Genomic DNA, 12,545 nt, shown 5'->3' on the forward strand with positions numbered 1-12,545 from the left:
AACAAGTTAAATAATGTGGGGTCAAAACTGATCATGGTTGGAACGCCAAAAAGTGGTTTATTATTAGCCGGATCGTGTATTACAGCGATCGCCGCCGTTGGTTCAATTTTTGAACTTTCCTCTGGGGAACCGGAATTAGGGGGATTAATCACAGGGGTGATTCTAGCCTTGAGTATACCCCTATCAGTGCTACTATTTTGGGCAGCGGTTCAAGATGCCCGCGCCAATCAGTAGACCAACACGCCCAAAGACCGTAGGGTTAAGGCTCTACGGTCAGTATTTATCAGTTAAATTTTTTTGTATTTTAAAGGCTCACAAAATTGTTCAACCCCAGTTTTTAACACATAAATAACCACGGGAGTGACCAGTAGTGGCGGGCATTGATTTTGGTAAATTAAATGAGCGACTATCGGGGCTATATTAGACTGTAATAAATCCTCTTGATAGCTAGGTTCACAGATAGTAACTCGGTGGCGCTTGGCTAAACCATCAAGCCAATTTTCCGATGTAGTGGGAGATTGACCGACATTAATCGCCATAGAAATCGCGGCATCTTCGATATCACCCTCGCAGTCTTCAATCATATCTAAGGCTTGTAATGCCGAGGAATATTCAGCCAATTGGGAACGAAATTGAGCAATTTCTTGAGAAGTCAGAATGAGATTAGACATAGATTATCAATCAGCTTAAAATTGAATCGGAAACCCGATCATGATCAAACCAAGTCGCCAAAGCGATCGCCAAAGCATCCGCCGCATCATCCGGCTTAGGTATCGCCTGTAAGTTTAACTCCCTGGCTACTGCCTCTTGCACCTGATATTTTTTAGCATTACCATATCCGGTTAATGCCTGTTTAATCTGAGCCGGGGTAAACTCAAATATAGGAAGGTGTCGTTGAGCCAAAACCAACAGCAAAACCCCCCTAGCTTGAGCGACTGTGATCGTATTTCCCATGCGGTAAAAAAACAATTTTTCGACACCGACAAGATCCGGTTGCCATTGTTCGAGTAGGGTATGGAGGTCAGCATAAATAGTTTGTAGGCGATCGCCCAGGGGTTGATTAGCCTCAGTTTGAATCGCCCCAAAGTCCATCACCGAGAACAAAGACCCTCCCCTAGCTGCTTCGCAAGTGTGACATTCAATAATCCCAAACCCCAAAGTTGCTAGACCGGGGTCCAACCCCATAATCCGAACCACCATAACCCGATACGGTAACACAGGCAAAGTTGCCTGTGATGTTGTTCACTAATTTTGATCCGGTTCGGGTAATCCAAACACTTGGCGAAACACCTTCTGGACTTTGTTTCCAGAATCAATAGACTCCAATGGATCTTTCCGCAGTCGGTGGCGCAGACACAAAGTAATCACCCGACCAATATGGTCAACAGTGACCTCTGTAGCCCCTTCAAACGCAGCTAAAGCCTTCGCCGCCCTGTTAGTGACAATATCTCCCCGCAGTCCATCTACATCTAATTCTGAGCAGACCTGAGAGATTTTCACCCGCAGATCATAATCAATATTAATCCCCGATAGTCTCTCTTGGGCTTCTACTATGCGCCGTTGTAGTTCTTCCTGGGATAGTTGATACTCTCCTAAGAACTCCGGCGGGTTTTGGTCAAAGGCTGTCCGCTGTTCCACAATTTTGACTCGCAGACTAGGTTCTTTCACCGTGCGAATTTCTGCGTGCATTCCAAAACGGTCTAATAATTGGGGTCGCAATTCCCCTTCTTCTGGGTTTCCTGAACCCACCAGGACAAAACGCGCCGGGTGGCGGATAGAAATGCCTTCTCTTTCCACCGTATTCCAACCACTGGCGGCGGAGTCTAGTAGGACATCGACTAGGTGATCGTCGAGAAGGTTTACCTCGTCAACGTAGAGGATACCCCTATTGGCTTTGGCTAATAGTCCCGGTTCAAAGGCTTTTACCCCTTCAGCCAAGGCTTTTTCAATGTCAATGGTTCCACAAACCCGATCTTCTGTCGCCCCTAGGGGTAGGTCGATCATTTGTACCTTGCGACGGGTCACCGGGATGGCTTCCGATAAACTCATGCGTTCTCGGACCCCATCACTCATCAGTTCAGGATCGCTGGGGTGACTGTTAAAGGGGTCGTCGGCTATGACCTCTATTTCTGGTAGCAGGTCAGCTAGGGCGCGAATGGTGGTCGATTTACCTGTACCTCGATCGCCCATAATCATTACGCCGCCGATCTTGGGGTCAATCACGTTCAGCAGCAGGGCTAATTTCATTTCTTCTTGACCAACGATCGCCGTAAAGGGAAAAACGGCGCGACGGCTGGTTTGGGATATTTTGGCTGTATCAGTTGTGACGGCTGTTGGACTCACAATTGTTTCTCTAGTTTCCGGTATACCGTTTTCTATTGTCTCATATTGGGGCGATCGCATAGCGTGCTAATTCAGACCCCTTGCTGTTTGTCATTGATACCCACCCCCCGCCGCGCCACTGGTCCGACCATTTTTTCAGGAAGTGGGGCGATCGCTTCCCCCATTCTACCATTAACTCAGGCACTTAATCAACCAATAATCTGGCAGTTTCATCGACAAAAAATCAACTATATCTTCCAGAGTTATCCCTACAGCAAACTCGCGATTTTCCCAATCAATAATCGCTTGATATATACACTCAAAACAAATGCGATCGCTCCTATCCATAATCACATATTCCCCATGGTTAACCGCATCAAGTATCTGAATTTCTCGCAGACCAACATCTCCCCTTATCGGCGGTTCCACAGCATCCCGCATTAACCGAAACCGCATTTTTTTATGAGCAAGAGCCAATCGATTAAAATTTTTAATTCTCCCAGTAAACGCACTCCCTGAACCATGCAAAAATGCCAGCACATAAGTTTGTTGACCTGTTTTAATACACAAATGCTCTGGTATTTTTCGCTGTCCAAATGACAGTTGTTCAACCTTCAGCGGATATCGGTTATTAAATGCCGAAACAATCGCCATTAGTTTACCCACATCATCCGTATCACTAATAACCCGAGGTTTATCATAGTCCTTTTCCCATTGGTTTAACAGGTTCTGCCAATATTCATCTAATTGCAAATCGACCAATTTTTCCGATTCCGCATCAGCTTTTATGGCAATTTCTGGCTCTATAGGTCGCCCTTCCGTCGCCTTTTCCTCTGTCTCTTCTTCTTCAGGCAAATCCCCGAAATCTAATTCCAGTTCCTCCGTTTCCGGTAGTTGCTGTTCCGGGGGAGATAGAGTCAGATTATCGAACGTTTTAATCACCTCTTGTACCGCTTGATAAAGTCCTTGTAATTGCTGTTTAAACTGCACCGCCTCCACTGTGATAGCCTTCCGGGGTGCAATAATTGGCGGTAGGGGAACACCCTGCACCTTATGGCGGAAGTAGTCAGAAGCACGTTTGATAACTGCGCGAATTGAGGGTTGATTGACAATTTCTGTGAGTTCCTTTTTCGTAAACAGCACTTCAATATCAACCGTAGCGTGGGGGGAATTAGTTTCAATTTTCAGTTGACAGAGAGTTTTGAGTAATTGATGCAGTTGTGCTTTAGATGGTCTTGCCAATGTCACCACAGACTGAGAAACACGGTCTATCACTGAACCATCAAATTGTTCTTGAAAACGCTCCCAACGGTCAGGAAACAAATTCAGAATAATTAAGCTATTCGGAACGTGGGTTAAAATTTCCTTCACCGTCGAACCGAAACTTTCTAAGGTTGATTGGTGACGTGCTTCAAATAGGGACTCTAGTTGGTCAAAAATTAAAATCAGCGGTTCATCTAATAGGGACAGTTGACCTAGGGTTTTGATAGCTTCTAGGGCAAATTCTTCCCGGTTAAAATCTTCCCCCCAGGGTTTTAATCCCACCTGGTTTAATTCTTCCGAGAAGTCAGCATCTCCATTCCCAGATAACCAATAGCGCACCAGGTTTTTTCGGCTAATTTCCGTATACCGACAGAACCGTATAATCCCTATTAAGACTTGGGAACTGTAGTCCGTGGAGAGTCCATATTTAGCCCGCCACCACCCTAAAATTTTCTTTTCTATCGCATCCCAATTTTTGCGATAGCGGTCTGTTCCCGGTTGTCCTACCCGTTCATATAGCGAGAGGTTATCATCCTGTAGTTTAGCGATCATTAGTCTACCTTTTTCGCTATTTACCCAGTCAGTTTGGCTCAGGATATTGACAAAACTTTTCGCAAAAAACTGTTCGAGTTGCGTCAGCTTCTTCTGGGGAATTTTTTCGGAAAATGATTCTAGGATTCTCGTATATGTATGGTAGTTCACCGCCTCAGCATTAGTCGGGTGGCGGATAAAAAATAGGCGGTTTGTCTTCAGGACTTCTTGAGCCAGTCGCATCATTAAATGGGTTTTACCAGAACCCGGTTCTCCCAAAACTATGGCTCCTTGGCTTTGATGGTTGGGGGATTCTTTTATTTCATGAATTACGGCTTTCAGGGTGTCAAATTGATGGCTGTAAATATCAGCATAGTCCGGGTGATATTCAAAGGGTGTATTAACTCGGATACTGCTGAAAGGATTAGGGGTATTCTGGTATAGTTGGGCAATATTTTCAGACATTTTGGGTGATTTTAATGGATTTAAATAACGATAAAGTTGGTAGGTAAATTGTGCATCATAACTAGCACGGTGAGCATAGCGATCATCAAAGCGATCGCCATTTAATCGCAGGTCTAACGTTTTACATAAATAACTTAATCTATAGTCGGGAAGGTTTGGTAACTGCTGTTTGGCTAACTTACAGGTACAGATAAATTGATAATTAGGATAGGGAATTGCTACTTGTTCAAAACTGCGCTCTAATATCCTTTGATCATGTTCAGCATGATGGCAGATTATTACTTGATTATGGCACAGATTATCGACTTGTTTAACTATATCTAGCAGTGTGGCAATGTTCAGCCTAAATGTCGGTTCTGGATGGTTTTTGGCAACAAATGCTTGATAGCAAATTGCTCCCTGATTATCCACCAGCGCCACTTCGGTTAAGCTGTTTTTTCCTTCCGTATCTAATACAATAAACGAACTTGTATTGAGGTGGTAGTTATCCCTGGTCATGTAAAGTATGGATCATTAGATTTTGGTTTAACCTATTTCTCCCGGTCTCTGATTTTTCGCCAAGGGTTAATTATATGCCTTCACTGGCATTGTCAGCACTCAAAATTTACAATCCTTAATAATTCGGGAGGATACCACAGTTTTAAGATTTCCTCAAAAATTCCCCAAGCTGGCGTTATGACAGCAAAAAAGGGAATTGAGGCTCAATGCCCATTTCCCTAGAGTTAGAGTCAAGTCAGGGGCGATCGCCAAAAATCCTCAACACCCGACTATGCTGGTATGTTATTTTTCTAAAGGTGGTCGGTTCCGCGCCGGACGGGTGTTTAATTCAAAATCTCTACAATTAATTGCTTCTTCTGATAAGGCTTTACAGGGATGAACGGTACATTTTAAGCGATAGTCTCCCGTAAAAAAAGCGCAGCGACTACAGGGAATATCATGGAGTTTTTTGACATTTTTTAATCCATCTTTTATAGCGATAATACACGAGTAAATAAATCCCATCAATGTCATGGATATAAACAATGGAAATATGGGATTAATGGGCAAATAGTTAATTGGTGTTAATGCGGGTTCAGCCATGATTATCTCCTGGGTAAAATTGAGGTGAATTTTGTCAGCACAATCTTTCCTATAACTGTAATCAGTTAAGGCATTCTACGGAAAATTAGTCGATTATGTTATTCAGTCATAAATCAGAGAATCGGCGGGGCAGATAACATCTGAAGATTTCAGGAGATTATCCCAAAAATTAACAATAATCTCACCGACTTTTTGGGGGTAAAAATAATGGCAAAAATAGCGACTATCTGGACATTGCCAAAGGCGATCGCATGGTTTAAAAAACCTTGACCACCCCTGCCATAAATTCTGGTCAATAACCACATCATGTTCGCCTCTACATACCAGTAAAGGAACCGGGACACCACCAGGAGAAAAACTCACCCGTTTATATAAAGTATGGGGAGACAGGGAACTAATCATATCCTCTTTCAAAATACCAATCAATTTTTTAGTAATGGGAGGACATTGACAACCAAAGAGGTTATAAACTGTTTGAGTTAACAGTTTTTGTTGACTACAATTGAGAAGTTGTCGTTGTACATAATAATGAGCCTGCCAATCAACAGACGGATAAAACCCCACAGAAATTAAAGTAAGCGATCGCACCATTTCTGGATGTTGACGAGCATATAATAACCCCAACAATCCACTCATACCATGTCCAATTAAATGCACAGGATAATCACAATTTTTGAGATAGTTATTAAGCCAAATTAACGGCGTATTAAATGACAGCGGTTCATCCAGATTAAGATAATACTTATATTGGCTAAGATAAGCAGATTGAGACAAAAAATTTAAGCAGGGTTGGTTAAACTCTTGGAAAGCAGGACTGACATTTAACCACACTGCATCATGTAAGACAGCCATGAATTTCTCCTAATGATATTTCCGGGAATTGTATCGATTAATGAGGGCAGGTCGGGGAGTGTTTTTCCGAATAACTAGCCTCAAATAAGAGTCGGTCAAGAGTTTCGGAAGCTGGCAAAGTCAGGCGACAATTTTGGCATTGCCAATACAAGCCATGATGGCTACAATGTAGCAGTAATTCTCCCGAACAACAAGGACAATTCATTTAACCTATTTCCATTGGCGAAAGGATATGATACCAGGGGGGGAAATCATCTCTAATCGAGTAGTGGATGAGTCAATAGATATCCAGAGATGAAATTGACCCACCCACCCGTCTAGGGGGACTTGCTCAGACTTAAACTTCGATAGAGTTTAAAGCTCGTTCAACCCGACGAAAATCAAATCCCAAGGCTCTCAGAGCGTGCCAAAGATGTCCTTGGAGGAAGAAGAATGCTAAGAAGAAATGAGCATTAGCTAACCAACAGCGGGGGGTATGAGCGCCCATTGGTAGGACTGTTGTATCTGCAAAGTAAGGCGCAATTCCGAGTTTAATATCCAGAGGCGGACCGTAGAACTCCACAGGATAAGCCAAAGTATTGACCGCGCAGAAATAAGCCGCCACAAAACCCGCTAAAGCAATGCCACCCAAGGAATAAGACAGGATAGCTTCTCCTGAAAAAATCAGGACTTTTTTCGCCCATTTGAGGGGGGGAACTAAGATATGCCAAACACCGCCAGCGATGAGCATCACCCCTACATAAATATGACCCCCAACCAAATCTTCAAGATTATCGATAGTGGCAAAATGGGTTTGATAGCCATAGATAGTTGCGGGGTTAAGGGTAGGTTCTGTTACCAGACGGACCGTTTGAGTGGCTGCATCATACAGTCCGCCAAAATACATAGCTTTGGCGACTAGCAATAAGGCTCCCATACCTAAAAACAGTAAGTGATGCCCTAAAATTAAGCCCAACTGTTTTGGGTCTTCCCAATCAAAATGAAATTTCTTGGCTTGACCCTGGGCGGTTTTTAAATCTTCGGGTGCTTTGAAGGTGTGAAATAGGGCTCCCGCACCTAATACCGCTGAGGAGATTAAATGAACGGCTCCCACCACAAAGAAAGGGTAAGTATCTACCACTTGTCCACCATCCCCGACACCTAATCCCAGGGTGGCTAGGTGAGGTAGCAGAATTAGCCCTTGTTCTCCCATGGGTAGGGTGGGGTCGAACCAGGAAACCTCAAACAGGGTAAAGGCTCCAGCCCAAAATGCAATTAAGGCTGATTGAGCAACGTGGGCGGCAATAAATAGCCCAGACAGGTTAGCAAAGCGCGCATTACCCGCCCACCAGTCATATTTTACGGTTGGATTTTCGTAAGTCTGCATAGTGCTACAACGTTATACATCTTCCCAGCTTATTGCATAAGTATCTCAATAAGCTGTTAAGCCTTATTGTAAATAACTTTTAATAAAATGCAAGTTAAGTTTTGTTACGAATAGCTATAAGCCATATATATCAGGACTTTTAGCCAAATAACCTTAGATATTGGCTTAAATTTATTATCAATAATCAATAATATAGTGAATAACTAAAAGTATTAATTATCAATTAAAGTAGCCAGAGACAAAAAAAGACCCCGATAGTATCGGAGTCCCTGGTTTTTGATTAAGGGGGGCCAACCCCAAGGCGGCCCGAAACCTTAACCGATATCCTAACTTAAATCTTAGTAGTCGAAGTCGCCACCCATGCCAGCGCCTGCGGGAGCGGCGTTGTCTTTGGGTTCTGGTTTGTCAGCGACGATACACTCGGTAGTTAACACCATGCCAGCGATAGAAGCGGCATTTTGGAGAGCAGAACGAGTCACTTTAGCGGGGTCAACAATACCAGCCTCGAACATATTGACATATTCGCCATTAGCTGCATTGTAGCCCACATCAAAGGATTTTTCTTTCACCCGTTCAGCAACCACAGCGCCATTTTCGCCGGCATTTTCAGCGATCCGTTTCAGGGGAGACAACAGAGCGCGAGCGACAATCATAGCACCAGTGAGAGCCTCACCAGTCAATTGATTGCTACTTGCCCACTCTTCGACCTGGGGAGCCAAGTGAGCGAGAGTTGTACCACCGCCGGGAACAATTCCTTCCTCAACAGCAGCTTTGGTGGCGTTGATGGCATCTTCCAGGCGCAGTTTGCGATCCTTCATTTCGGTTTCAGTAGCAGCACCAACTTTGATAACTGCTACGCCACCAGCCAATTTAGCCAGACGCTCTTGTAGTTTCTCTTTGTCATAGGAAGACTCGGTTTCTTCCATTTGACGGCGTAGCTGCTCACAACGAGCTTTAACACCAGCTTCGTTACCTTCAGCGACAATGGTGGTGTTGTCTTTGGTGATGGTGATGCGGCGAGCTTTACCAAGCATATCAATCTTGGTGCTTTCCAGTTTCAGACCAGCATCCTCAGTGATGACTTGACCACCGGTGAGAACTGCAATATCTTCTAACATGGCTTTGCGGCGATCGCCAAAACCAGGAGCCTTAACAGCAGCCACATTCAGCACACCCCGCAGGCGGTTAACCACCAGGGTAGCCAGAGCTTCTTTTTCGATATCCTCAGCAATAATTAACAGAGGACGACTAGCGCGCGCTACTTGTTCGAGAACCGGAACTAAATCCTGAACCAAGGTAATTTTCTTATCGGTGAGCAGGATATAAGGCTCATCGAGGATAGCTTCCATGCGCTCGGTATCGGTAGCGAAGTAAGGGGAGATATAGCCCTTATCAAAGCGCATACCTTCGGTGATTTCCAGTTCAGTAGTCATGGACTTACCTTCTTCGAGGGAAATCACACCCTCTTTACCCACTTTGTCCATGGCTTCAGCGATCATCTGACCAACTTCTTCGTCGTTACCAGCAGAGATGGTACCAACTTGAGCGATCGCTTTAGAATCTTCCACAGGGCGAGCGTGTTCAGCAATTCTGTCTACCAAGAAAGCTGTCGCCTTATCAATTCCCCGTTTCAGTTCAATGGGGTTAGCTCCGGCTGCTACGTTCCGCAGTCCTTCTTTAACCATGGCATGAGCTAGAACTGTTGCAGTGGTGGTTCCATCTCCCGCCGCATCATTGGTTTTAGAAGCCGCTTGACGAATCAGGGCTACACCAGTATTCTCAATGTTATCTTCGAGTTCGATTTCTTTGGCGATCGTCACCCCGTCGTTAACGATTTGGGGTGCGCCAAATTTCTTTTCTAGGACTACGTTACGGCCTTTGGGTCCGAGAGTAACGGCTACGGACTCAGCCAAGATGTCCATACCACGTTCGAGGGCGCGACGAGCATTTTCGTTGTATATAATACGTTTTGCCATAGGTTCCTATTTCAGTTGCTATTCGGATACTACAAAGGACTGTCAATCAGTTTTGACACGCTAGCGACCCACAGAAGAGTCAAAATGTGGGATAATGATTAGTTATCGGTTTAGTTGACGATCGCCAGGATGTCTTTTTCAGCCAACAGGACGTATTCATCGCCGCCGAGTTTGATGTCAGTTCCGGCGTATTTGGAATACAGAACTTTGTCCCCGACTTTGACTTCCATTTCGCAGCGGGAGCCATCATCATTGCGTCGTCCCGGTCCAGCGGCTACGATTTCGCCAACCTGGGGTTTTTCTTTAGCGGTGTCCGGCAGCAGAATTCCGCCTGCAGTTTTTTCTTCTGAAGCACTGACCTTAACGAACACACGCTCGCCAAGGGGTTTAACCGTAGAAACACTAAGAGAGACAGCAGCCATTCAATTACCTCCTATTTTCAAACACTGTGCTGAGAGTTAACAGCATTTAGACCCCACTTAGGGAAACTGTCTCAAGTTTGCCCATCTCGGTCGGATGTCCATCTGATGTTTTTAGCACTCTCAACCTCTGAGTGCTAATTTACCTAATCGAGTAAGGCGATCGCAACAGCATCAACTGTACGGGTTCCCGAACCGATCCGGTAGTGAAAAGTGAAAATAGCCAAAAACTATGGGTGAGTGCGAACTTACCAATGTTTCCCGTGTCTTCCGTATAATGGATGATTGAGTATCGTCAGGTATTATGATCCAAGCATATTATCCGTAACTCTATGATTGAACATCCCCAAAACCCAGAACCGGAAACTAACAACCCCCAGTATTGCGAGGGAGGGTCTCTAGCAGCCACAGTTAAGAACCTAGGTTTATCGCAAATTCAACGTCACATATTCCTATGCGCTGACCAAACCAACCCCAAATGCTGCTCGAAGCCAGCCAGTATCGAATCCTGGAATTATCTCAAAAATCGGCTCAAAGAACTAAACCTAGACCGTCCCACAGCCGACCATCCCGGTTGTATATTTAGAACCAAAGCCAATTGTTTGCGGGTGTGTTGTCAAGGGCCAATTTTAGTAGTATATCCAGATGGTGTTTGGTACAGATCCGCCACTCCCGAAGTAATTGAACGGATTATTCAAGAACACCTAATCGGGTCTACTGTTGTAGAGGAGTACGCCTTTCTCACCCACCCATTAAGTTTATCGGAATTAGAAAATCAAAGTTGAGCATCAACTTGATCATGATTATCGGGTCAGGAGTCCCATTCTAACTATAGTCGTTTAATTTTCGGATATGATAGACAAAAACACCTATCAACTGCTGCACCTAGTAACTTTTACGAAATTGTTAACAGTACCCCAATCAGATCAGATCTCCAACGGAACAGTCAGATGAACGAAAATACTGTCGCACCGGAACCAAGGCGACTTATGCTAGTAGACGATGATCCTAACCTCGTGATTTTGGTCAGCGATTATCTGGAATTGCGAGGATATCAAGTCACCATTGCCGAAAATGGTCAAAAAGCCCTGGAAAAACTGGAAGAGGAAGTGCCAGAATTAATAATTTGTGACATTATGATGCCGGAGATGGATGGCTATACCCTAGTCAAGCTAATCCGGGATAATTCCCAATTTGGTTGGATTCCGGTAATTTTCCTATCTGCGAAAGGACAAAGCGAAGACCGGGTTAAAGGCCTGAATACCGGGGCTGATGTGTATATGGTCAAGCCTTTTGAACCAGAAGAACTAATGGCTCAGATAGAGTCATCTCTGCGACAAACTGAACGTCTAACCCGATATCGTAAATCCGTAATCGAAACCTCGCAAAAAATTAGAGTTCGCGAGGGGGTGGAGTTGACCCCAACTGAGTTAAGGGTGGTTGAGTTGGTAGCCAAGGGGAAGGGAAACCGGGAAATCTCCAAAATTATGGAAGTCAGCCAGCGGACTATTGAAAGCCATATCAGTAATATGTTAGGTAAAACTGGACTTCATAACCGCACCGAACTAGCTCGCTGGGCTTTGGAGAGTCAAGAAATTTAGGGGTTTTCTGCTTAGTGGGGCGATCGCTGGCGCAAGTTGATCGCACAACACTGTATACTATTATGAGAGTCATAATCGGACTTCTATATTTTAAATTGAGACCAGAAAACACTACTATTAGTCAGTTTCAGCCAAAGCGCCGCCCATGCTACGAATGTACCAGTTAGGTATTTCGTCAGTTAGTGGCGTTTGTGGTGTCGAGTCATCAGTCCAGTATGGCATTATTACCTACCACAGAAATCACTCGGTCGGACTGGCTATATCTTAGACCTTGATGGCTCGCTGACTAACTTTAGCAGTAAGATACTACTGTGGCTCGCTGTTGGCCTGGCTTTAACTAAACTCCTGAAGATCATAAACGCCATTGAAAGGAGGGTAAAATCAGCTAGCAGTGATTTCAATTGCAGCTAATATAATCAAAGGTGAAACTATCGTGCAATTAGGATATTGAACAATAAATATGATATTTTTCTATGGTTCTGATCACTCTAAAATTAGGGTTTTGTTAGCCTATTGGAGGATAGTAAAACCCAGGCATAGGTTTGATTATCGGCTCTGATATGAAATATCAATCTTGTCAGAGATTCGGGTTAAACTTAGTGAGTATTCACGTGCTAAGATAAAGTATCTAGTTTAAATTCTTTACTACAAATATTAGGTCTTTAGTTTG

The 12,545-nt window shown here is 44.2% G+C and carries 14 protein-coding genes; 3 read left to right on the forward strand and 11 right to left on the reverse strand.

Going from position 1 to position 12,545, the window contains the following annotated elements; all coding sequences use genetic code 11:
- Window positions 1–33: 33 nt before the first annotated feature.
- The gene (locus NLZ44_RS17395; protein ID WP_006622411.1) at window positions 34–234 is read left to right on the forward strand and encodes a hypothetical protein; all 201 of its coding nucleotides are present in this window, start codon (window positions 34–36) and stop codon (window positions 232–234) included.
- 53 nt (window positions 235–287) lie between these two features.
- Here NLZ44_RS17395 and NLZ44_RS17400 read toward each other — a convergent pair whose 3' ends face one another.
- From NLZ44_RS17400 to groES, 11 genes are all read right to left on the reverse strand, one after another.
- Entirely contained in the window at window positions 288–671 is a 384-nt protein-coding gene (locus tag NLZ44_RS17400; RefSeq protein WP_006622410.1) for a hypothetical protein, read from the reverse strand.
- A 10-nt stretch (window positions 672–681) separates the two neighbouring features.
- Entirely contained in the window at window positions 682–1,200 is a 519-nt protein-coding gene (ruvC, locus tag NLZ44_RS17405) for a crossover junction endodeoxyribonuclease RuvC (RefSeq protein WP_493753027.1), read from the reverse strand.
- A 45-nt stretch (window positions 1,201–1,245) separates the two neighbouring features.
- Complete coding sequence (bchI, locus tag NLZ44_RS17410; RefSeq protein WP_006670057.1) at window positions 1,246–2,403, reverse strand: magnesium chelatase ATPase subunit I; 1,158 nt, start codon at window positions 2,401–2,403, stop codon at window positions 1,246–1,248.
- Window positions 2,384–2,527: a hypothetical protein gene (locus NLZ44_RS17415; RefSeq protein WP_190490184.1), complete on the reverse strand. Its 144-nt coding sequence runs from the start codon at window positions 2,525–2,527 to the stop codon at window positions 2,384–2,386. The genes bchI and NLZ44_RS17415 overlap by 20 nt, the downstream gene beginning before the upstream one ends.
- Window positions 2,515–5,079 (reverse strand): exonuclease domain-containing protein, encoded by a 2,565-nt coding sequence (locus tag NLZ44_RS17420; protein WP_493750590.1) that lies wholly within the window; start codon window positions 5,077–5,079, stop codon window positions 2,515–2,517. The genes NLZ44_RS17415 and NLZ44_RS17420 overlap by 13 nt, the downstream gene beginning before the upstream one ends.
- A 282-nt stretch (window positions 5,080–5,361) precedes the next feature.
- Window positions 5,362–5,661 (reverse strand): hypothetical protein, encoded by a 300-nt coding sequence (locus NLZ44_RS17425; protein WP_493750591.1) that lies wholly within the window; start codon window positions 5,659–5,661, stop codon window positions 5,362–5,364.
- A gap of 102 nt (window positions 5,662–5,763) precedes the next feature.
- Entirely contained in the window at window positions 5,764–6,513 is a 750-nt protein-coding gene (locus NLZ44_RS17430) for an alpha/beta fold hydrolase (RefSeq protein WP_493750592.1), read from the reverse strand.
- 37 nt (window positions 6,514–6,550) lie between these two features.
- The gene (locus NLZ44_RS17435; RefSeq protein WP_164468737.1) at window positions 6,551–6,718 is read right to left on the reverse strand and encodes a hypothetical protein; all 168 of its coding nucleotides are present in this window, start codon (window positions 6,716–6,718) and stop codon (window positions 6,551–6,553) included.
- A gap of 132 nt (window positions 6,719–6,850) precedes the next feature.
- Complete coding sequence (locus tag NLZ44_RS17440) at window positions 6,851–7,879, reverse strand: chlorophyll a/b binding light-harvesting protein (RefSeq protein ID WP_111890900.1); 1,029 nt, start codon at window positions 7,877–7,879, stop codon at window positions 6,851–6,853.
- A 338-nt stretch (window positions 7,880–8,217) separates the two neighbouring features.
- Window positions 8,218–9,855: a chaperonin GroEL gene (gene groL / locus NLZ44_RS17445; protein WP_006622402.1), complete on the reverse strand. Its 1,638-nt coding sequence runs from the start codon at window positions 9,853–9,855 to the stop codon at window positions 8,218–8,220.
- Window positions 9,856–9,965: 110 nt separating this feature from the next.
- Window positions 9,966–10,277: a co-chaperone GroES gene (gene groES / locus NLZ44_RS17450; protein WP_006618364.1), complete on the reverse strand. Its 312-nt coding sequence runs from the start codon at window positions 10,275–10,277 to the stop codon at window positions 9,966–9,968.
- 329 nt (window positions 10,278–10,606) lie between these two features.
- Between groES and NLZ44_RS17455 the strand changes: the two genes are divergently transcribed.
- Entirely contained in the window at window positions 10,607–11,059 is a 453-nt protein-coding gene (locus tag NLZ44_RS17455; protein ID WP_493750593.1) for a (2Fe-2S) ferredoxin domain-containing protein, read from the forward strand.
- Between the two features lie 165 nt (window positions 11,060–11,224).
- A complete protein-coding gene (locus NLZ44_RS17460) occupies window positions 11,225–11,875 on the forward strand; it encodes a response regulator transcription factor (RefSeq protein WP_493750594.1) in 651 nt (216 codons plus the stop codon).
- Window positions 11,876–12,545 lie beyond the last annotated feature (670 nt).

The sequence above is a fragment of the Arthrospira sp. PCC 9901 genome (genome assembly GCF_059013425.1).

Coding starts and splice junctions, on each gene's coding strand:
- NLZ44_RS17395 (WP_006622411.1), top strand. CDS start 34: ATGGTTGGAACGCCAAAAAGTGGTTTATTATTAGCCGGATCGTGTATT.
- NLZ44_RS17400 (WP_006622410.1), bottom strand. CDS start 671: ATGTCTAATCTCATTCTGACTTCTCAAGAAATTGCTCAATTTCGTTCC.
- ruvC (WP_493753027.1), bottom strand. CDS start 1,200: ATGGTGGTTCGGATTATGGGGTTGGACCCCGGTCTAGCAACTTTGGGG.
- bchI (WP_006670057.1), bottom strand. CDS start 2,403: ATGCGATCGCCCCAATATGAGACAATAGAAAACGGTATACCGGAAACT.
- NLZ44_RS17420 (WP_493750590.1), bottom strand. CDS start 5,079: ATGACCAGGGATAACTACCACCTCAATACAAGTTCGTTTATTGTATTA.
- NLZ44_RS17425 (WP_493750591.1), bottom strand. CDS start 5,661: ATGGCTGAACCCGCATTAACACCAATTAACTATTTGCCCATTAATCCC.
- NLZ44_RS17430 (WP_493750592.1), bottom strand. CDS start 6,513: ATGGCTGTCTTACATGATGCAGTGTGGTTAAATGTCAGTCCTGCTTTC.
- NLZ44_RS17435 (WP_164468737.1), bottom strand. CDS start 6,718: ATGAATTGTCCTTGTTGTTCGGGAGAATTACTGCTACATTGTAGCCAT.
- NLZ44_RS17440 (WP_111890900.1), bottom strand. CDS start 7,879: ATGCAGACTTACGAAAATCCAACCGTAAAATATGACTGGTGGGCGGGT.
- groL (WP_006622402.1), bottom strand. CDS start 9,855: ATGGCAAAACGTATTATATACAACGAAAATGCTCGTCGCGCCCTCGAA.
- groES (WP_006618364.1), bottom strand. CDS start 10,277: ATGGCTGCTGTCTCTCTTAGTGTTTCTACGGTTAAACCCCTTGGCGAG.
- NLZ44_RS17455 (WP_493750593.1), top strand. CDS start 10,607: ATGATTGAACATCCCCAAAACCCAGAACCGGAAACTAACAACCCCCAG.
- NLZ44_RS17460 (WP_493750594.1), top strand. CDS start 11,225: ATGAACGAAAATACTGTCGCACCGGAACCAAGGCGACTTATGCTAGTA.